Annotated in this window: 18 protein-coding genes; 11 read left to right on the forward strand and 7 right to left on the reverse strand. The window is 64.1% G+C overall.

What is annotated here, in order from left to right:
- Window positions 1–248: 248 nt before the first annotated feature.
- Together JQ635_RS36285 and JQ635_RS36290 are read right to left on the reverse strand one after the other, a co-directional pair.
- Window positions 249–1,061: an alpha/beta fold hydrolase gene (locus tag JQ635_RS36285; protein ID WP_211414565.1), complete on the reverse strand. Its 813-nt coding sequence runs from the start codon at window positions 1,059–1,061 to the stop codon at window positions 249–251.
- A gap of 2 nt (window positions 1,062–1,063) precedes the next feature.
- Window positions 1,064–1,882, reverse strand: coding sequence for an alpha/beta fold hydrolase (locus JQ635_RS36290; RefSeq protein WP_211414566.1), 819 nt, complete (start codon window positions 1,880–1,882; stop codon window positions 1,064–1,066).
- A gap of 139 nt (window positions 1,883–2,021) precedes the next feature.
- Here JQ635_RS36290 and JQ635_RS36295 point away from each other — a divergent pair, with 139 nt between their 5' ends.
- On the forward strand, window positions 2,022–2,564 hold the full coding sequence (locus JQ635_RS36295) for a methylated-DNA--[protein]-cysteine S-methyltransferase (protein WP_211414567.1): 543 nt from the start codon (window positions 2,022–2,024) through the stop codon (window positions 2,562–2,564).
- 119 nt (window positions 2,565–2,683) lie between these two features.
- On the opposite strand, the gene JQ635_RS36300 is transcribed toward JQ635_RS36295, so the two are convergent.
- On the reverse strand, window positions 2,684–4,228 hold the full coding sequence (locus tag JQ635_RS36300; protein ID WP_211414568.1) for an acyl-CoA synthetase: 1,545 nt from the start codon (window positions 4,226–4,228) through the stop codon (window positions 2,684–2,686).
- Between the two features lie 178 nt (window positions 4,229–4,406).
- Complete coding sequence (locus JQ635_RS36305; protein ID WP_211414569.1) at window positions 4,407–5,579, reverse strand: acetyl-CoA C-acetyltransferase; 1,173 nt, start codon at window positions 5,577–5,579, stop codon at window positions 4,407–4,409.
- A 209-nt stretch (window positions 5,580–5,788) separates the two neighbouring features.
- On the opposite strand from JQ635_RS36305, the gene JQ635_RS36310 reads away from it, so the two are divergent.
- From JQ635_RS36310 to JQ635_RS36345, 8 genes are all read left to right on the forward strand, one after another.
- Window positions 5,789–6,391, forward strand: coding sequence for a TetR family transcriptional regulator (locus JQ635_RS36310; RefSeq protein ID WP_246584002.1), 603 nt, complete (start codon window positions 5,789–5,791; stop codon window positions 6,389–6,391).
- Between the two features lie 55 nt (window positions 6,392–6,446).
- Window positions 6,447–7,205, forward strand: a complete 759-nt coding sequence (locus tag JQ635_RS36315; protein WP_211414571.1) for an SDR family NAD(P)-dependent oxidoreductase — start codon at window positions 6,447–6,449, stop codon at window positions 7,203–7,205.
- A 229-nt stretch (window positions 7,206–7,434) separates the two neighbouring features.
- Complete coding sequence (locus JQ635_RS36320) at window positions 7,435–8,241, forward strand: enoyl-CoA hydratase/isomerase family protein (RefSeq protein ID WP_211414572.1); 807 nt, start codon at window positions 7,435–7,437, stop codon at window positions 8,239–8,241.
- Between the two features lie 43 nt (window positions 8,242–8,284).
- Entirely contained in the window at window positions 8,285–10,162 is a 1,878-nt protein-coding gene (locus tag JQ635_RS36325; protein WP_211414573.1) for an AMP-binding protein, read from the forward strand.
- A 155-nt stretch (window positions 10,163–10,317) separates the two neighbouring features.
- Window positions 10,318–11,445, forward strand: coding sequence for an acyl-CoA dehydrogenase family protein (locus JQ635_RS36330; protein ID WP_211414574.1), 1,128 nt, complete (start codon window positions 10,318–10,320; stop codon window positions 11,443–11,445).
- Between the two features lie 118 nt (window positions 11,446–11,563).
- Window positions 11,564–12,805, forward strand: a complete 1,242-nt coding sequence (locus JQ635_RS36335; protein ID WP_211414575.1) for an acyl-CoA dehydrogenase — start codon at window positions 11,564–11,566, stop codon at window positions 12,803–12,805.
- Between the two features lie 75 nt (window positions 12,806–12,880).
- Entirely contained in the window at window positions 12,881–14,125 is a 1,245-nt protein-coding gene (locus JQ635_RS36340; RefSeq protein ID WP_211414576.1) for an acyl-CoA dehydrogenase, read from the forward strand.
- A 138-nt stretch (window positions 14,126–14,263) separates the two neighbouring features.
- Entirely contained in the window at window positions 14,264–14,962 is a 699-nt protein-coding gene (locus JQ635_RS36345) for a nitroreductase (RefSeq protein WP_211414577.1), read from the forward strand.
- Window positions 14,963–15,029: 67 nt separating this feature from the next.
- Here JQ635_RS36345 and JQ635_RS36350 read toward each other — a convergent pair whose 3' ends face one another.
- Together JQ635_RS36350 and JQ635_RS36355 are read right to left on the reverse strand one after the other, a co-directional pair.
- Entirely contained in the window at window positions 15,030–15,578 is a 549-nt protein-coding gene (locus tag JQ635_RS36350) for a sigma-70 family RNA polymerase sigma factor (RefSeq protein ID WP_018646832.1), read from the reverse strand.
- Window positions 15,578–15,811, reverse strand: a complete 234-nt coding sequence (locus tag JQ635_RS36355) for a NepR family anti-sigma factor (RefSeq protein ID WP_080135209.1) — start codon at window positions 15,809–15,811, stop codon at window positions 15,578–15,580. The genes JQ635_RS36350 and JQ635_RS36355 overlap by 1 nt, the downstream gene beginning before the upstream one ends.
- 220 nt (window positions 15,812–16,031) lie before the next feature.
- Here JQ635_RS36355 and JQ635_RS36360 point away from each other — a divergent pair, with 220 nt between their 5' ends.
- Window positions 16,032–16,838 (forward strand): response regulator, encoded by an 807-nt coding sequence (locus JQ635_RS36360; RefSeq protein WP_211414578.1) that lies wholly within the window; start codon window positions 16,032–16,034, stop codon window positions 16,836–16,838.
- Between the two features lie 82 nt (window positions 16,839–16,920).
- On the opposite strand, the gene JQ635_RS36365 is transcribed toward JQ635_RS36360, so the two are convergent.
- Window positions 16,921–17,778: an energy transducer TonB family protein gene (locus tag JQ635_RS36365; RefSeq protein WP_211414579.1), complete on the reverse strand. Its 858-nt coding sequence runs from the start codon at window positions 17,776–17,778 to the stop codon at window positions 16,921–16,923.
- A gap of 183 nt (window positions 17,779–17,961) precedes the next feature.
- On the opposite strand from JQ635_RS36365, the gene JQ635_RS36370 reads away from it, so the two are divergent.
- On the forward strand, window positions 17,962–18,561 hold the full coding sequence (locus tag JQ635_RS36370) for a nuclear transport factor 2 family protein (protein ID WP_211414580.1): 600 nt from the start codon (window positions 17,962–17,964) through the stop codon (window positions 18,559–18,561).
- The last annotated feature ends 383 nt before the right edge of the window (window positions 18,562–18,944 follow it).

The following is an 18,944-nucleotide window of genomic DNA, read 5'->3' on the forward strand; positions in this document are numbered from 1 at the left end:
TCCACAAAGCTCGGCTGTCCTGTCCGCTTAACCGCCATCGCTACCCTCCAAGGCTCTGCCCTAGGGAATCACAACTGACGGATTACGCAACAGGCCCCTTTGTGGGAGAGGGCAGCACCGCGAGGAGACACAAACTCACTTGGGTGAGGGGTATTTCTCCGCAGATTCGCTTGCAGATGTGAACGTGGAAAGAACCCCTCATCCGGCGCTTCGCGCCACCTTCTCCCACAAGGGGAGAAGGAAGAGACCTACTCCGCCAGGAACCTGTTCACCACCTCGCCGAACTCTAGCGGTGCCTGCTCGAACATCCAGTGGCCGGCATTGGCGATCACCGCCGTCCTGGCGCCCGCGATGTGCGCGGCCAGCACGCGCCATAGCACCGAGAGGCTGCCGGTGGTGGCGCCGCCACCGATCAGCAGCGTCGGCGTCCTGATCGCCTGCGCATCGCTGAGCGTATAGGGCCGGCGCTGTTCGTTGATCTGGCCGAGGAAGGTGAGCGCGTTGTCGCGCAGTTGCTGTTTCGCTGCCGCCGGCACGCGCCGCCAGGAGCCGTCGCCCTCGATGCCCTCGTAGAAGTTCTGCAGCGCGCCCTCGAGGTCGCCGGCGCGGACCATCTCGACCGAGCGTACTGTCCGCGCCGCCAGCGGCGGATGCGCGGGCGTGCCTTCGGGTACCGGCAGGCTGGCGTCGAGATCGCCGCCCGGCTCGGCCAGCACTAGTTTGCGCAGCAGATCAGGTCGCGCCTGCGCGACGCGAAACGCGATGTGGCCGCCGCGCGAATGGCCCATCAGGTCGACCGGGCCGGGCTTGATCTGCTCGATGAAAGCGATCGTGTCCGAGACGTGCTGGGCCATCTTGTAGTCGTCGCCGACGGCGTCCCAATGCTCGGGAAAGAAATGCCGCAGGCTGACCGAGATCACCCGATGGTCCTTCGACAGCGGGCCGAGCACCGAATACCAGGTGCGGAAGTCCCCGAGCGTGCCGTGTACGCAGACCAGCGGCGGGCCGTCTCCGAGTTCGAGATAGGCCATGTCGTAACCGTTGACGTGAAAGCTCTGCATGGTCAGCTCGCCAGAAAATCCAGGACCACTTCGGAGTATTTCTGCGGCGCCTGCTCGAACATCGGATGCGTCGCGTTCGGGATGATTGCCGTCTTGGAGTAGGGCACATGTGCCGCGAGCGCATGCAGCACCTTCGGCAGCAGGCCCTTGGTCCGCGCGCCCAGGATGAACAGTGTCGGCATCTTGATCGCTTCCGCATCCGCCTTCGAGAACGGCGGGCGATTGTCGCGGACCTGCCCGATCAGTGTGTAGGCGTTGTCGCGCAGATTCTGTTTCACCATCGCCGGCAGCCGCGGCCAGGTGCCGGCGCCCTCCAGCGTGTCCACGAAGACGGCGAGGCCGCCGTCGACATCGCCGGCCGCGATCTTCTCGGCCGAAGCCGTGAAGCGCGCCAGCAGCGGCGAGGGGCCGCCGACGTAATCGGGATCGAGGCTGGCATCGAGCTCGCCGCCGGGCTCGGCCAGGATCAGCCGCCGGAGCAGATCCGGCCGGCGCTGCGCCACGCGAAAGCAGATGTGCCCGCCGCGCGAATGGCCCATCAAATCGACCGGGCCGAGATCGAGCTTTTCGATGAAGGCGATGACGTCGTCGACATGCTGGGCGATCGAATAGGTGTCGCCCACACCGTTCCAGCGGTCCGGGAAGAAGTGCCGCAGGCTGACGGCGATCACGCGGCACCGCTGCGTCAGCGGCCCAAGCACGCAGCCCCAGACGCGGAAGTCGTTCAGCGATCCATGCACACAGACCAGCGGCGCGCGGCCTCTGTCTTCGCCCACGTCGAGATAGGGCATGTCGTAACCGTTGACGTGGAGGCTTTGCATTCTGGGCTCGCGGGAAGAGGGCGGAACTCCTGTGCAAGATTCCCGGAAACCGGGTGGATCGCAACTATTTCCAAGCCTAGATTTAGGCGGAGATCACATTGGGGGCATGCGACAAGGACGCAAGCTCAGGAACCAAGCCATGACCGACCAGCATTTTGCCCTGTTCGACACCAGGATCGGCCTCTGCGCCATCACCTGGGGCCCGCGCGGCATCAACGGCACGCAATTGCCGATGGGCGGCGAGGAGAAGATCCGCACCCGCATCAGCCAGCGCCATGCCGATGCTACCGAAGCCGAGCCGACGCCCGAGGTGCAGCAGGCCATCGATCGCATCGTCAACCTGCTCGCGGGCGAGCCTGACGATCTCACCGACATCCCGCTCGATCTCGATGGCGTGCCTGAGTTCAACCGCGGCGTCTACGAAATCGCCCGCGCCATCCCGCCGGGTAAGACCATCACCTATGGTGACATCGCAAAACAACTCGGCGGCGTCCAGCTATCGCGCGACGTTGGCCAGGCGCTCGGCCGCAACCCGTGCCCGATCGTCGTGCCCTGCCACCGCGTGCTGGCGGCCGGCAACAAGCCCGGCGGCTTCTCGGCGAATGGCGGCGTGGTGACGAAGCTGAAGATGCTGGAGATCGAGGGCGCGCTGGTGAACCACACGCCGAGTCTGTTTGATTGAGAGGGCTTGCGCTGTTTTCGTAGGGTGGGCAAAGCGAAGCGTGCCCACCAAACCGATCGTAACATGGACAGGTGGTGGGCACGACGCTTCGCGCCTTTGCCCACCCTACGGATCCCGTCCTAAATCTTCGCCGCCGTCTTCGGCCAATATTTGTCGCGCAGATGCCGCTTCACCAGCTTGCCGGTCGGCGTGCGCGGCAGCTCGGCTTCGAAATCGATCGAGCGCGGGCACTTGATCGCTGAAAGCCGCGTCTTGCAGAACGCGATCAGCTCGGCCTCCAGCGCCTTGCCGGCGCGCTTCATGTCGTGCGGCTGCACCACCGCCTTCACCTCTTCGCCCATCTCCTCGTTCGGCGCGCCGAACACGGCGACGTCGGCGACCTCGGGGTGCGTGATGAGCACGTCCTCGGTCTCCTGCGGGTAGATGTTCACCCCGCCCGAGATGATCATGTAGGACTTGCGGTCGGTGAGGAAGAGGAAACCGTCCTCGTCGAGATAGCCGACATCGCCGAGCGTCGACCAGCCCTTGGCGTTGTAGGCCTTCTTCGTCTTTTCAGGGTCGTTGTGATAGGTGAAGGCGGGCGCATCGGCGAAATAGACCGTGCCGATCTCGCCGACCGGCTGCTCCTCGTCGTTCTCGTCCAGAATCTTGATCTTGCCGACCACGGCGCGGCCGACGCTGCCGCGATGCTCCAGCCATTCCCTGGAGTTGCACACGGTGACGCCGTTACCTTCCGATCCCGCGTAATACTCGATCAGGATCGGGCCCCACCATTCGATCATTTTTGCTTTCACGTCGACCGGGCAGGGGGCGGCGGCGTGGATCGCGCCTTTCAGCGTCGAGACATTGTATCGGTTGCGAACCTCGTCCGGCAGCTTCAGCATGCGCACGAACATGGTCGGCACCAGCTGCGACTGCGTGACCTCATACTTCTCGACCAGCTTGAGGAATTCTTCGGCGTCGAAATGCTCCATGATGATGGAGGTGCCGCCGAGCACGATGGCCATCATGTTGAAGCGCAAGGGAGCCGCGTGATAGAGCGGCGCCGGCGAGAGATAGGTGCTCTCCGTGTTCATGCCGCACATGTCGGCGCAGAGCACACGCAGGAACGCGTTCGGCACGTCGATCCTGTTGCCCTCGAACGCCTTCTTGATGCCCTTTGGCCGGCCGGTCGTTCCTGACGAATACAGCATGTCGTAGCCGGCGACCTCGTCCGCGATCGGCGTGGTCGGCTGCGCGGCGGCTTCCTTGTCGTAGGAGCGGAAGCCGGGCAGCGGCTCGTCCATCATGTAGAAGATCGGCTCGCCGGGCGCGCCCTTGATCAGCGCCTTGATCTGGTCGGCGCATTTCGGCGTGGTGATCACGACCTTGGCGCCGCAATCACCGATGATGTAGTCGATCTCGTCCTGCTTCAGGTAGCGGCTGATCGCGGTGTAATAGAGCCCGCTGCGTTGTGCCGCCCAACAGAGCTCCATGAAGGCGAGGCGGTTCTCCATCAGCAGCGCGATGTGGTCGCCGGCCTTCAGCCCCAGCGAGCGGAAGAGATGCGCGCCCTGGTTCGAGAGCTCGTCGAGCTCGCGATAGGTGATCGCCTTGCCGGTGCCCGCCATCTGATAGGCGATCTTGTTCGGAGCGGTCTTGGCGTAGACGGACGGATGGGTCATCGCGAAGGTCTCACAACAAAAAAGGTGTCATCCCGGCGAAAGCCGGGATCCATAACCACAGGCCTCGACTGTTGAAACGAGATGGGGTTCCGGCGCAGCATAACCACGGACTCCTGTGGTTATGGGTCCCGGATCTGCGCGCGCTTGTCCGGGACGACACCATCTGTGTGGAAGAGGCCTACAGCCGCTCCACGATCGTCACATTCGCCATGCCGCCGCCTTCGCACATGGTCTGCAGGCCATAGCGCTTGCCGCGCTGGTGCAGGGCGTGGATCAGCGTGGTCATCAGCTTGGTGCCGGAGCCACCGAGGGGATGGCCGAGCGCGATGGCGCCGCCGTTGACGTTGAGACGCTCCGGGTCGGCGCCGGTGGTCTTCAGCCATGCGGTCGGCACCGAGGCGAAGGCTTCATTGACCTCGAACAGGTCGATGTCGCCGATCTTCATGCCGGCCTTCTCCAGCGCCCGCTTGGTGGCGTGCAGCGGCGCATCCAGCATGATGACGGGGTCGCCGCCCATCATGGTCATGTGATGGATGCGCGCGAGCGGCTTGACGCCGAGCTGCTTCAGGCCCTTCTCGTTCACCACCAAGACGCCGGAGGCGCCGTCGCAGATCTGGCTGGCGCTGGCCGCCGTCAGCTTGCCGTTCTCGGCGATCAGCTTGACGCCCTTGATGCCTTCGATCGTGGCGTCGAAGCGGATGCCTTCATCGATGTGGTGGATGTCCTTGCTGCCGTCGGCGCGGGTGATCTCGAGCGGCACGATCTCCTTCTTGAAGTGACCGGCTTGCGTCGCCGCGATCGCGCGCTGATGGCTGTTATAGGAGTATTCGTCGAGCTCGTCCTTGGAGAGGCCATACCGCTCCGCCATCATCTCCGCGCCGGTGAACTGGCTGAACACGATGTTCGGATATTTCTTCTCGATGCCCGGGCTCTTGTAATTGCCAAAGCCGTTCTTGGCCGGAAGCTGCGACGACAGGCCCATCGGTACGCGCGTCATGGATTCCACGCCCGCGGCGATCACGACGTCCATGGTGCCGGACATCACGGCCTGGGCTGCGAAGTGCAGCGCCTGCTGCGAGGAGCCGCACTGGCGGTCGATCGAGGTGCCCGGCACGCTCTCCGGCAGCTTCGAGGCCATGATCGCGTTGCGCGCGACGTTGTTGGACTGTTCGCCGACCTGCATCACGCAGCCCATGATCACGTCCTCGACCTGGGCGGGATCGACCTTGCTGCGGTCGACCAGCTCGTCCAGCACCTTGGCGGCGAGATCGGCCGGATGCCAGCCGGCGAGGCGGCCCCCCTTGCGCCCGCCGGCGGTACGCGCAGCGGCGACGATGTAAGCCTCGGCCATTTCGGTCTCTCCCTGGATTGTTCTGAATTGGGTTGTCGGGGGCGGATTTAAGGGGCGGGATATCGTTTAGTCAATCGATCAATTAACTCTTGTGATGAGGCGCTGCATGGGCTTATCTGCGCCCCGCTTCCAGCGGCCAAACAGGGATTTCCGTGGCTACCAGCGTACCGAACAGGCTCCCGAGCGGAAAAAATTCCACGGCAGAGAAATTGCTCGTGGCCGCCAGCGAGCTGATGATCGAACGCTCCTCGATCGAGATCTCGCTGTCCGACATCGCCCAGAAATCCGGCGCGAACGCCGCGCTGGTCAAATATCACTTCGGCAACAAGGACGGCCTGCTGCTGGCGTTGCTCGAGCGCAACGCGGCGACGGAGCTGTCCAATCTCGAATATCTGCTGGCGCAGCCGATCACGGCGACGGCGAAGCTGAAGCTGCATATCGGCGGCATCATCCGCGCCTATTACCGGTTCCCCTACATGAACCGGCTGATCCATTATCTCCTGCACGAGACCAATGCGGGAGCCGCCGACGAAGTCTCGAAATTCTTCGTCGCACCGCTGCTCGATTTTCACCGCCGTCTGCTCGCCGAAGGCGAGAGCAGCGGCGAATTCCGCAAGACCGATCCGGTGCTGTTCTACACCAGCCTGATCGGCGCCTGCGACCACCTGTTCTTCGGCCGGCACGCGATGTCCCGCGCGACCGGCGTCGGCCCGGTCACCGACGAAGTCTGCCGGCAATACATCAAGCACATGGAAACGCTGATCTGTGGCGGCATCCTCACGCAAGCCGGGGAAGCTGCCGCTGCCGGATAGTCCGGCCATCACTCTCAAGTCTAGAGAAGAAACGCCCAAGGAAAGGTAGATTGCGATGGAGTTGAAAGACGTAGCCGTTCTCATCACCGGCGGTGGTTCGGGTCTCGGTGAAGCGACCGCCCGCGCCATGGCCGCCAAGGGCGCCAAGATCGGTGTGATCGATCAGAACAGGGAAAACGCCGAGAAGGTCGCCACTGAGGTGAAGGGTGTCGCGCTGCATGCCGACGTCACCAGCGAGGAGCAGATCAAGGCGGCGATCGCGAAAGCAGAGGCCGCGCACGGTGTTGCGCGCGTGCTGATGAACTGCGCCGGCATCGGCGGTTCGCAGCGCATCGTCGGTCGCGACGGCGTCTATCCGCTGGAGAAGTTCGCGCGCATCATCAACGTCAATTTGATCGGTACCTTCAACTGCCTGCGGCTGTTCGCCGAGCGCCTCGTCACCATTGAGCCGGTCGGCGAAGAGCGCGGCGTCATCATCAACACGGCGTCGGTTGCCGCTTACGAGGGCCAGATCGGCCAGATCGCCTATTCGGCGTCGAAGGGTGGTGTCGTCGGCCTCACGCTGCCGGCCGCGCGCGACCTCGCGAGCCAGAAGATCCGCGTCAACACCATCGCGCCCGGCCTGTTCTTCACGCCGCTGCTGATGGGATTGAACGAAGAAGCCCGCAAGAGCTTAGGGGCCCAGGTGCCGCATCCTTCCCGGCTTGGTGATGCCAACGAGTACGGCATGCTCGCGGTGCACATCGTCGAGAACCCGATGCTGAACGGCGAGACCATCCGTCTTGACGGCGCCATTCGCATGGCGCCGCGGTAAGCACTTTCTTCCTTCTCCCCTTGTGGGAGAAGGTGGCATAGGCGGCCCTCGGCCGCCGTTCATAGGAACGCCGATGCTTTGCATCGGCTAAGGCGCCGGATGAGGGGTTCTCTCCGCGGAGACAGACCCCTCACCCAAGCGAGTTCTTGGTCAGCGACGTACATGCCCTCTCCCACAAGGGGAGAGGGCGCAATAACCGCCACTCAAAGAGCGGATGCAGGAGCGCCCCATGTCCCAACCGCTGCTGATCGAGCATCACGACGGCGTCGACCGGGTGACGCTCAATCGCCCTGACAGTCTCAACGCACTCGATCCTGCGCTGATCGATGCGCTCAACGTTTATTTCCAGGGTCTCCAGCGCAACCGTGACACACGCGTCGTCGTGCTGCGCGGCGCCGGCAAGAATTTTTGCGCGGGCCTCGACCTCAAGGCGGCGATGGCGCGCCGTGCCGGGCAGCAGGAGCCGCCCGGGGTCACGGAGTCGCTGGACTCGCAGCGCCGCATTGCCGACATCGTGATGTTGATGCGTCGCTGCCCGCAGCCGATCCTGGCGTTGGTGCAGGGCGCGGCAGCCGGCGGCGGCTTTGCGCTGGCGCTCGCCTCCGACATCCGCATCGCGACGAAGTCGGCGCGGATGAATTGCGCCTTCATCAAGCTCGGCCTTGGCGGCTGCGACATCGGCACCAGCTATTTTCTGCCGCGGCTCGTCGGCGTCTCCGTCGCCTCCGAGCTGATCCTCACCGGACGCTTCATCGGTGCCGAGCGCGCGCTCGCGGTCGGCCTTGTCTCCGAGGTCGTCGATGAAGACAAGCTCGATGCAGCGGCCGAGCCTTATGTCGACGCGATGATGACGGCGTCGCCCGTGGGGCTGCGTCTGTCAAAGGAATGTCTCAACATGAGCGTCGATGCCGGTTCGCTGGAAGCTGCGATCGCGATGGAGGATCGCAACCAGGTCCTGTGCAGCCGCTCCGAGGAATTTTCGGAAGGCATCAGGGCCTTCCTTGAGAGGCGAAAGCCTGTCTATATCAAGCGCTGAACGACGAAGATCCGCAAAGGACGGTAATTCCGGGAGACGCAAAATGAGTGGAAGCGCGGCGGCGGCGGCGATGATGACGAAGCCCGCCTTTCGCAAGGTCGAGTGGCTCGAGCGCGACATCGACGTCGAGCGCCGTGCCGACGGCACGGTGGTGCTGAGGTCGCGCATTCCGCTGCAGGCTTACGAGACGCACATCCCGGCGTCGCTGGCAAAGTGGGCGAAGGAAGCGCCCGAGCGCATCTGGCTTGCCCAGCGCGGCGGTCCGAACCGTGAATGGCGAAAAGTCTCCTACGCCGAAGCCAAGCGCACGGTCGATGCGCTGACGCAAGGCTTGCTCAATCTCAAGCTGGAGGGGCGCCCGGTCACGATCCTCTCCGGCAACTCGATCGAGCATGCGCTGATGACGCAGGCCGCGATGCAGGCGCGCGTCCCGGCGGCTCCAGTGTCGCCGGCCTACTCGCTGATGAGCCACGATCACGTCAAGCTGAAGTATCTGTTCGACCTGATCAAGCCGGCCGTGGTGATGGTGCAGGACGGTCCGACCTTCGAGAGGGCGCTGAGAGCGATCGACCTCAGCGATGTCACCGTGGTTCATGTCGCGCGGCCCTGCGATGGGGTCAAGAGCGTGAGTTTTGCCGATCTCGCGGCGACGCCGGTGACGAAGGACGTCGAGGAGTCGATCGCAAAAATCACGCCGCAGACGGTCGGCAAGCTGCTGTTCACGTCGGGCTCGACCGGCATGCCCAAGGCCGTCATCAACACGCAGGAGATGATGTGCGCCAATGCGGCGATGATGATGCAGGTGCGGCCGCGCATGCCTGATGGTCCCGTCACGACCATGCTGGACTGGATGCCGTGGAATCACACCATGGGTGGCAACGCAGCGTTCCACCCCGTGCTGGTCGATGGCGGCACGCTCTATATCGACGACGGCCGGCCGATGCCGGGCCAGTTCGAGGAGACGCTGCGGAATCTGCACGAGATCTCGCCGACCTATTACGCCAACGTTCCCGCCGGCTATGCCGCGCTTGCGGCGGCGATGGAGAAGGATGACGCGCTCTGCCGCTCCTTCTTCAAGAACCTCTCGATCATGGCCTATGGCGGCGCGCGGTTGCCGGACGATCTTTACGAGCGCATGCAGGCCCTCGCGGTGAAGACCACCGGCGAGCGCATCGTGTTCTACACCGGCTGGGGTTCGACCGAGACCGCGCCGACCTCGACCGGCACCTATTGGGACACCGAGCGCGTCGGCCTGATCGGCCTGCCGTTTCCCGGCGTCGAGCTGAAGATGGTGCCGTGCGGCTCGAAATATGAATTGCGGCTGCGCGGCGTCAACGTCACGCCCGGCTATTTCGGGCAGCCGGAGCTGACGAAGAAGATGTTCGACGAGGAAGGCTTTTATTGCATCGGCGATGCCGGCATTTTCGTCAACGATGCCGATCCGGTGCAGGGCATCATCTTCGCGGGGCGCGTCGTCGAGGACTTCAAGCTCACCACCGGCACCTTCGTTCATGTCGGCTCGCTCCGCACCGACACGATTGCGGCGGCAACTCCCGTCGTACATGACGCACTGGTCGCGGGACAGGATCTCGCCTTCATCGGCCTCTTGGCCTGGCCGAACCTGCATGCCTGCCGTCAGCTCGTCGGCAATCCCGATTTGAGTTTTGCCGATGCGGTGAAGCACCCTGACGTGCTCGCCTGCTTCAGGCGCGGGCTGGAGGCTCACAACCGGGAGTGCGAGGGCGCCAGCAGCCGCATCATCGCGCGCGCGATGCTGATGGTCGAGCCGCCCTCGATCGACGGCAACGAGCTCACCGACAAGGGCTACATCAACCAGCGCGCAGGCCTCGAACGCCGTGCGGCGCTGGTTGAGCGGCTCTATGCGGACAAGCCGGACCAGGATGTGATCGTGCTGAAATGAAACCCATCTTTCTCCATTGGTCATTCCGGGGCGCGCGTAGCGCGAGCCCGGAATCCATCGGGCCGCAGGGACGCGGTGAAATGGATTCCGGGCTCGCGACTTCGTCGCGCCCCGGAATGACGGTCTGAATAACGATGAATAAGAGGTAGCCCGCCATGAACTTCGATTTCTCCGACGACCAGAAACAGCTCCGCGACCAGGCGCGCAAATTCCTCGCGGAAAAATGCTCGCCCAAGGCGGTGCGCGTGGTGCTCGACGGCAAGGCGCCTTACGACAAGGAGCTGTGGAAGGGTCTTGCCGAGATGGGCTTTCTCGGCGTTGCGATCCCCGAGGAGTTTGGTGGTGCGGGCGCCGGCCATCTCGAACTTTGTGTGATCGCGGAGGAGATGGGCCGGGCGAACGCGCCGGTGCCGTTCTCCTCGACCGTCTATCTCGCCGCCGAAGCGCTGCTGATCGCGGGCAGCGATGCGCAGAAGAAAAAATGGCTGCCGGCGATCGCCGCGGGCGAGGCGATCGGAACGCTGGCGCTGTTCGAGGGCAAGGGCAATCCGTCGCCGAAGAACGTCAAGCTGACGGCCGCGAATGGCGTGCTCAACGGCGTCAAGAAGCCGGTGGCCGACGGCGCGATTGCCGACCTCGCGGTGGTTGCCGCACGCACGGGATCGGGCGGGCGCGAGAACGACATCTCGCTGTTCCTGGTCGACCTCAAGGCCGGCGGCGTCGAGGTCAAGAGCCTCACCAATCTCGATCCGACCCGCGGGCAGGCGGAGCTCACCTTCAAAGACTGCAAGGCCGAGCTGCTTGGCGCTGCCGGCGAAGGCTGGAGCATCCTGACCCAGGTGCTGGATCGGGCCGCGGTGCTCTGCGCCTTCGAGCAGGTCGGCGGCTCCGACCGTGCGCTGGAGATGGGCCGCGACTACGCGCTCGACCGCATCGCCTTCGGCCGTCAGATCGGCTCGTTCCAGGCTGTGAAGCACATGCTAGCCGACATGTATGTGTCGGCGACGCTGGCGCGCTCGAACAGCTATTACGGCGCCTGGGCGCTCTCGACCAATGCGGCCGAATTGCCGGAAGCCGCCGCGGCCGCGCGCATCAGCGCGACGCAGGCGTTCCAGCACTGCGCCAAGAACAACATCCAGGTTCACGGCGGCATGGGTTTCACCTGGGAGTTCGACTGCCACATGTACTACCGCCGCGCCAACGCGATGGCGCTCGGGCTCGGCAGCCTCAGCTATTGGGAAGACCAGTTGATCGACCGCATGCGGAAGAAGAACGCGGCGTAGCATTGGTGATTTGTAGGATGGGTAGAGCGTAGCGAAACCCATCATGACGCGGGTGATCTAAAAGATGGGTTTCGCTTCGCTCTACCCATCCTACGACACCGGCGAAGGATGAGAGACCATGAACTTCGACGACACCCCGCAGGAGGCCGAATTCCGCGCCACCGCCCGCGCCTGGATCGGCGCCAATGCGCCCAAGCAATACGAGGAGGAGCTGCGCAAATCCTCGCTCGGCCGCACCGTGCTCAAGAACGCCAACATTCTCGAAGTCGCGAAGGCCTGGCAGAAGAAGAAGGCCGATGCCGGCTGGGCTTGCCTGCACTGGCCGAAGGAATATGGCGGCCGCGGCTCATCGCCGATCGAGCGCGTGATCTGGCAGCAGGAGGAAGGGCCGTTCGGCCAGCTGTCCCGCATGTTCATCATCGGCCACGGCATGTGCGGACCGACCATGATGGCGTTCGCGCGCGAGGAGCATAAGCGCACCTACCTGCCGCCGCTCGCTTCCGGCGAGAAGGTCTGGTGTCAGCTGTTCTCCGAACCCGCGGGCGGCTCCGACGTCGCGGGCCTGCGAACCCGCGCGGAAAAGGATGGCGACGACTGGATCATCAACGGCCAGAAGATCTGGACCTCGGGCGCGCATTATTCCGACTACGGCATCTTGCTCACCCGCACCGATCCGACCGTGCCCAAGCACAAGGGCCTCACCATGTTCTTCCTGGACATGAAGAGCCCCGGCGTCGAGGTTCGGCCGATCAAGCAGGCGAGCGGTGCCTCCGACTTCAACGAGGTCTATTTCACCAACGTCCGCATTCCCGATCATCAGCGCCTCGGCGAGGTCGGCGACGGCTGGAACGTCTCGCTGACCACGTTGATGAACGAGCGCAGCGCGATCGGCGCGGCCGTCTCGACCGGTTTCCCGGAGCTGTTCGAATACTGCTCCAGCCTGATGCTCGACGACGGCCCGGCGATCGAGGATCGCGCGGTGCGCTCGAAGCTGGCGAACTGGGCGGTGAAGGCGAGCGGGCTGAAGTACACCAGCATGCGAGCGATCTCGGCGCTGTCGAAGGGTGAGCGGCCGGGGCCCGAAAATTCCATCGGCAAGCTGGTGGCGGGCTCGATGATCCAGGATGTCGCGACCTATGCGCTGGACTTGCAGGGCGCGGCGGGCGTCGTCAGCGGCGAGGATGCCGAACTCGCCGGCCGTTTCCAGGCCATGCTGCTGCGTGCGCCGGGCACGCGCGTCGAAGGCGGCACCGACGAGATCATGCGTAACATCATCGCTGAGCGGGTCCTGGGCCTGCCCGGCGATATCCGTGTCGACAAGGACGTGCCGTTCAACAAGATCCCGACGAAGGGAAGATGAGTTCGTGTCCCGGACGCGATGCGGCGCTTAGGCGCCGCTTCGCAGAGCCGGGGCACGAGAGAGGAGAGTTCGAAGATGAATTTCGACGATACCCCGCAGGAAGCCGCATTTCGCGAGACCGCGCGCAAATGGGTCGAGGCCAATGCGCCGAAGGAGCTGCATGCCGAGCTGTCGAAGTCCTCGCTCGGCCGTATTCGGCTTGCCAAGCACGACATCGTCGATGTCGGCAAGGCCTGGCAGATGAAGAAGTTCGAGGGCAACTGGTCCTGCCTGCACTGGCCGAAGGAGTATGGCGGCCGCGGCGCCACGCCGATCGAGCGGGTGATCTGGCAGCAAGAGGAAGGCGTCTACGGCAAGCTGACGCAGCCGTTCCAGATCGGCGAGGGCATGTGCGGCCCGACCGTGATGGCCTTTGGCAGCGAGGACGCCAAGCGCCGCTATTTGCCGAAGCTCGCCTCGGGCGAGGAGATCTGGTGCCAGCTGTTCTCCGAGCCCTCCGCCGGCTCCGACGTCGCGGGCCTGCGCACGCGCGCGGAGAAGAAGGGCGACAACTGGGTCGTCAACGGCCAGAAGATCTGGACCTCGGGCGCGCATTATTCCGACTATGGCCTCCTGATCGCGCGCACCGATCCGAACGTGCCCAAGCACAAGGGCCTCACCATGTTCTTCCTGGACATGAAGAGCCCCGGCGTCGAGGTCCGTCCGATCAAGCAGGCCAACGGCATGCAGGAGTTCAACGAGGTCTATTTCACCGATGTCGTGATCCCCGACAGCCAGCGTCTCGGCGCGGTCGGCGAGGGCTGGAGCGTGTCGCTGACCACCCTGATGAACGAGCGCATGTCGATCGGCGCGCGGCTCGCGACCGGCGTCCCTGAAATGTTCGAGTTCTGCTCGAATCTGATGCTCGAGGACGGGCTTGCGATCGACGATCCGGCGGTGCGCTCAAAACTTGCGAGCTGGGCGGCGAAGTCGAGCGGGCTGAAATACACCAGCTACCGCACCATCTCGGCGCTGTCGAAGGGTGAGCGGCCGGGTCCGGAGAATTCGATCGGCAAGCTGGTGTCCGGCATGATGCTCCAGGACATCGCGACCTACGCCATGGACCTGCAGGGCGCGGCCGGTGTTCTGACCGGCACGGACGATGAGACGGTGCAGGGCCAGTTCCAGCAGATGCTGCTGTCCTCGCCCTCGATGCGCATCGCCGGCGGCACCGACGAGATTTTGCGCAACATCATCGCCGAGCGCGTCCTGGGACTGCCGGGCGATATTCGTGTCGACAAGGATGTGCCGTGTAACAAGATCCCGACCAAGGGGCGGTGATGTCTCCGTGCCTCGGCTCTCGTAGGGTGGGCAAAGCGTAGCGTGCCCACCATATGCAGATGCTCCGGGGTAAGTCTGTCGGTGGGCACGATGCTTGCGCGTCTTTGCCCACTCTACGAGAAGAGCGCGAGCTGATTCATGGACGCACAAGTGAAACAAAACGACCGCATCGGCGTGCTCGAAGAGCTCCTCAAAGAGCGCTACTCGGTCCGCGCCTTCCTGCCGGAGGAGGTCGACCGCGCCACCATTGAGCATGTGCTGACCACCGCGCAGCGTACCGCGTCCTGGTGCAACAGCCAGCCCTGGCAGGTCGTCATCGCCAGCGGCGAGGCCAAGGAGCGTTTTCGCAAGGCGATCTACGCGGAGGCTTCAAAAGGCCTCGGCGACGATTACGATTTCACCCCGCCGCGCGAATATGTCGGCGTCTATCTCGAGCGCCGCCGCGAGAGCGGCTTCCAGCTCTACAACACGCTCGGCATCGCGCGCGGCGACAAGGCCGCCTACGCCAGGCAGGCGCTGGAGAACTACAATTTCTTCGGCGCGCCGCATATCGCTGTCATTCACACCAACGAGCCGCTCGGCATTTACGGCGCGATCGATTGCGGTGCCTATGTCTCGAATTTCATGCTGGCGGCGCAGGCGCTCGGGCTCGGCACGATTCCCCAGGCGGCGCTGGCGCGCCATTCCGGCCTGATCCGCCGCCATTTCAATTTGCCCGACGACCGCCGCGTCGTCTGCGGCATCTCGTTCGGCTATGCCGACCACGCCCACAAGGTCAACAGCTACCGCACCTCGCGCGCGAGCGTGCCTGATACCGTGACGTTCGTGGAGGCGTGAGGACGTACGTGAAGGCGGCCGCGCGAACGGCCGCCTTCACACGTCTGCTGAGGACCCGCTAGCTGCGCTATCCGCCGCTGCCGCCGATCACGGCGCGCACGGTCTCGTCGGGCCCGAAGTCTTCGGCGCCGTCGACATAGAGCAGCGCGGCGAGCTTCGAGCGCGCGCGATTGACGCGGCTCTTGATCGTGCCGACCGCGCAGCCGCAGATCGAGGCCGCGTCCTCATAGGAGAAGCCGGAGGCGCCGACCAGGATCAAGGCCTCGCGCTGGTCCTGCGGAAGCTTCTCGAGCGCGCCGCGAAACTCCTCGAACTCCAGATGCGCGTTCTGCGAAGGCTGCGTCTTCAGCGTTTTGGCATAATTGCCCTCGGCATCCTCGACCTCGCGCCGCCGCTTGCGATAATCGGAGCGAAACAGGTTGCGCAGGATCGTGAACAGCCAGGCCGGCAGGTTGGAGCCGGGCTGGAAGGAGTCGATGTTGGCAAGCGCGCGCAACAGCGTTTCCTGAACCAGATCGTCGGCGCGGTCGGCATTGCCGCTGAGCGAGATCGCGAACGCGCGCAGACTTGGCACGGCCGCAAGGATGTCGTTACGCAGGGATTCCGTGAGAGGCATTAATCCCTCCCATTGTTGTTGTCGTTGGAGCCCCCATCAGTTTCCACTTGGGGTGCGCCTCCCGGCGCATCAAGTTTCTTGATCAGTTCCGCGAACCGGTCCGGAACCCCTTGCCGCACGACATCGTCGTACATGGCGCGCAGTTGATGCCCGATCCGGGATTGGATCTCCGGAGTGAGGCCTCCCTTGCCGGGGGTCGTGCTTTTGCTGGCTTGAGACTTGAGATCTTTCATGACCTGTTCCACGTTTCCCCGAGTTAAGTTACTGTAAAATCGAGAAGTTTTCTCAACCGGGAGCCGTTCCCTGGATAGGCACAATTCCAGGTTCGACAAAAAGTTCCCCCTCTCGCGGAACTTTTCTTGTCCTGAGGCGTAATCAGCCCTGCAGGGGAACCTGGGCCTCCCCTCGTGGTTCCTATTCTTTGAGGTTGGCCCGAAGATGAATGGAGTGGGGATGTCCCGTTCACAGCTTGTCGCTGAACACTTGCCGTTGCTGCGCCGGTATGCACGCGCCCTGACGGGCAGCCAGGCCTCGGGCGACGCCTATGTCGCAGCCATGTTGGAAGCCATGCTGGGAGATCCGTCGGTGCTCGACGAGAGCCGCGGGCCGCGCGCGGGCCTGTTCCGGCTGTTCACCCAGATATGGAATTCGGTTTCCGTCAACGACGATGCCGAGGTGACAACCCTGCCGATGCCGCCCGAGCGGCGGCTGTCGAACATCACGCCGCTGCCGCGGCAGGCATTCCTGCTGCTCTCGCTCGAGGGATTTTCGGAGGAGGAAGTCGCTTTCGTGCTCGGCACCGATGTTGGCGAGACCCGGCGGCTCGCGGACGCCGCAGGACGCGAGATGGCGGCCGAGATCGCCACCGACGTGCTGATCATCGAGGACGAGACCTTCATCGCCATGGACCTCGAGAGCCTGGTGAAGAATCTCGGCCACAATGTCGTCGGCGTCGCGCGCACCCATGCCGACGCGGTGGCGCTCGCCAAGAACAAGCGGCCCGGCCTGATCCTCGCCGACATCCAGCTCGCCGACGGCTCGTCGGGGCTCGATGCCGTCAACGAATTGCTGCGCACCTTTGAGGTGCCGGTGGTGTTCATCACCGCCTATCCGGAACGCTTCCTCACCGGCGAGCGCCCGGAGCCGGCGTTCCTGATCTCGAAACCGTTCCAGCCGGCGATGGTGTCGGCGGTGGCGAGCCAGGCGCTGTTCTTCCAGCGCAACTCGCGCAACCGCGCGCCGAAGGTCCCGGCGGCGTAAGCAAGCTTCGATCGGACAGGAAGACGGCGCGTCGCAAGGCGCGCCGTTTTTTCGTGTGTGGGAGAGCTGGTTTGCTCTTGCCTCAACAGCCCCGGCAGATGCTGCGAAGCATGGAATTCAGCTTGGCGTCGTTCGGCCCCGGCGATTTCGCGTTCTGCCTGGCCTGGTCATCGATCCAGGATTGGAGAAATTTTTCGCGTTCCGGTGACGGCCCCGCCCAGGGGCGCGGCGTGCCGTCGAAAGCTATGAGGACGGTCACTCTCTGCAGGTCGTCCTTCGCCTCGGCGGGCGGTTTCGGGAACGGCACGGATCGCTCGACCATCGCGAGCGTCTCCGCATCGAGCGGTGCGATGCCGGTGCTTTCCACCAACGCATTCGAGATCAATTTGCCTGAACGGTCGATTACGAAAGTGACGCCCGCATCACCCCGCTGGCCGATCGCTTTCGGGGGGAACACTATGTTGCGCCGGACGTGCTCGGTGACCGCCTTGCGCCAGGCGGCCATAGCCTCGGACTCTGCGAAGCCCGAAGCCGGCGTGCTCAGCACCAGCCCGTTGGTCGGCACCTGGAATTGGCGGCCGTGGAAGACAATCGGCACTACGAGGTAGAAAGTCTCTTCCTTCAACTCCTCAGGCGGCTGCGGAAACGGTTGGGCGCGGGCGACGATCTCCAGCGCAGCATCGTCGAGCAGTCGCGAGCCGGTGCTCGCAGCCAGTACCCGCGAGACCAGCTTGCCGGACCGGTCCATGACGAAGCCGACCCTGGCCTCACCGGTTTGCCCCAGTGCCTGGACTGGAAATAGCCCGCTCCTGGCGATGTGCGCTGACAGCTTCGCCTTCCAGGCCTGGGCACTTTCGCTCTGCGTATCCGTCTGCGCATGGGAAGGGGGAGTCACCAGCAATCCGAGAAGCGCGGCAAGCAAGGGGAATTTCATCTGCATCGGTGCGGATACTAGTCGCGGTATGGTTGATTACAAGGCTCGCTGCTCGTACCGCGTTTCTCAAGCTGTGGGCAATTCGAACGGCCGCGAAGCACCGGGCGCTTGACGGCAACCCAATTGCCCCGTTGATACGTCGAGCCGACGACATCCATCGCAGCCTCAAGCCGCCGGGAGAAACGTACCATGGACCAGCAACTCCTCGATCGCCTCGCCATCCGCGACCTCGTCGAGAACTGGGCGGTCTGGCGCGATGCCGGGGACTGGGACCGCTTTGCGACCGTCTGGCACGAGGAGGGCTGGATGTCCGCCACCTGGTTTCAGGGGCCGGCGCGGGATTTCATGCGCGTCAGCCAGGAGGGTTTTGCCAAGGGCGTGCGCATCCTGCATTTCCTCGGCGGCACCAGCATCGACCTCTCTGGCGAGCGCGCCATCGCCCAGACCAAGATGACGATCTCGCAGCGCGCCCTGGTGCACGACGTGCTCTGCGACGTCGTCTGCACCGGGCGCTTCTACGATTTCCTGGAGAAGCGGCAGGGGAAATGGGGCATCGTCCGCCGCCAGCCGATCTACGAGAAGGACCGGATCGACCCGGTCGATCCCGCCGCGACGCTTCAACTCGACCAGAAAGCACTCGCCGCGCTGCCCGAAGGCTACCGCCACCTCGCCTACATGCAGGAGCTGATCGGCTACAAGGTCAAGCGCGACATGCCGGGCCTCACCGGACCTGAGGTCGAGAAGCTCTACGGCGAGGGGCGGGATTGGCTGGCGGGGAGGGCGAAGTAAGGCGCCGCCGGCGCATGCTGGCGGCGAACGCGCGCTCTTGATCGGATACTTGGATGTCCCCGAGGGCCACCAACGGCGGTGCTGCCGCCGCTCATGTTGCGATTGCGCTGTCAGGCCTTGTTGCCATAGCACGAGCAGTACGCTTGCCGTCACAGTCGTGGAGCTGGGGTCCTGCCAGTCGCGGCGAAAGACCCGCGCCTTTTGGCCACGCGATAGTTAGGCCCTGTGCATCGCGGGACGAACTAGGTTAGAAATCCCTTACAACCCATGGTATAGAAGCTGAGAGACTGGTGCGGGAAGATATTGATTTTAGAGATCGCAATTTATGAGTCTTGATGATTTGAAGGATCGCGTCCGGACGATCGGGAGGCAATATAGAGACC

It is taken from the genome of Bradyrhizobium iriomotense (assembly GCF_018130765.1).
GTDB lineage: Bacteria > Pseudomonadota > Alphaproteobacteria > Rhizobiales > Xanthobacteraceae > Bradyrhizobium > Bradyrhizobium iriomotense_A.

What these genes read in the sequence shown, in the direction of transcription:
- JQ635_RS36285 (WP_211414565.1), bottom strand. Translation starts at nt 1,061, where the DNA reads ATGCAGAGCTTTCACGTCAACGGTTACGACATGGCCTATCTCGAACTC.
- JQ635_RS36290 (WP_211414566.1), bottom strand. Translation starts at nt 1,882, where the DNA reads ATGCAAAGCCTCCACGTCAACGGTTACGACATGCCCTATCTCGACGTG.
- JQ635_RS36295 (WP_211414567.1), top strand. Translation starts at nt 2,022, where the DNA reads ATGACCGACCAGCATTTTGCCCTGTTCGACACCAGGATCGGCCTCTGC.
- JQ635_RS36300 (WP_211414568.1), bottom strand. Translation starts at nt 4,228, where the DNA reads ATGACCCATCCGTCCGTCTACGCCAAGACCGCTCCGAACAAGATCGCC.
- JQ635_RS36305 (WP_211414569.1), bottom strand. Translation starts at nt 5,579, where the DNA reads ATGGCCGAGGCTTACATCGTCGCCGCTGCGCGTACCGCCGGCGGGCGC.
- JQ635_RS36315 (WP_211414571.1), top strand. Translation starts at nt 6,447, where the DNA reads ATGGAGTTGAAAGACGTAGCCGTTCTCATCACCGGCGGTGGTTCGGGT.
- JQ635_RS36320 (WP_211414572.1), top strand. Translation starts at nt 7,435, where the DNA reads ATGTCCCAACCGCTGCTGATCGAGCATCACGACGGCGTCGACCGGGTG.
- JQ635_RS36325 (WP_211414573.1), top strand. Translation starts at nt 8,285, where the DNA reads ATGAGTGGAAGCGCGGCGGCGGCGGCGATGATGACGAAGCCCGCCTTT.
- JQ635_RS36330 (WP_211414574.1), top strand. Translation starts at nt 10,318, where the DNA reads ATGAACTTCGATTTCTCCGACGACCAGAAACAGCTCCGCGACCAGGCG.
- JQ635_RS36335 (WP_211414575.1), top strand. Translation starts at nt 11,564, where the DNA reads ATGAACTTCGACGACACCCCGCAGGAGGCCGAATTCCGCGCCACCGCC.
- JQ635_RS36340 (WP_211414576.1), top strand. Translation starts at nt 12,881, where the DNA reads ATGAATTTCGACGATACCCCGCAGGAAGCCGCATTTCGCGAGACCGCG.
- JQ635_RS36345 (WP_211414577.1), top strand. Translation starts at nt 14,264, where the DNA reads ATGGACGCACAAGTGAAACAAAACGACCGCATCGGCGTGCTCGAAGAG.
- JQ635_RS36350 (WP_018646832.1), bottom strand. Translation starts at nt 15,578, where the DNA reads ATGCCTCTCACGGAATCCCTGCGTAACGACATCCTTGCGGCCGTGCCA.
- JQ635_RS36355 (WP_080135209.1), bottom strand. Translation starts at nt 15,811, where the DNA reads ATGAAAGATCTCAAGTCTCAAGCCAGCAAAAGCACGACCCCCGGCAAG.
- JQ635_RS36360 (WP_211414578.1), top strand. Translation starts at nt 16,032, where the DNA reads ATGTCCCGTTCACAGCTTGTCGCTGAACACTTGCCGTTGCTGCGCCGG.
- JQ635_RS36365 (WP_211414579.1), bottom strand. Translation starts at nt 17,778, where the DNA reads ATGCAGATGAAATTCCCCTTGCTTGCCGCGCTTCTCGGATTGCTGGTG.
- JQ635_RS36370 (WP_211414580.1), top strand. Translation starts at nt 17,962, where the DNA reads ATGGACCAGCAACTCCTCGATCGCCTCGCCATCCGCGACCTCGTCGAG.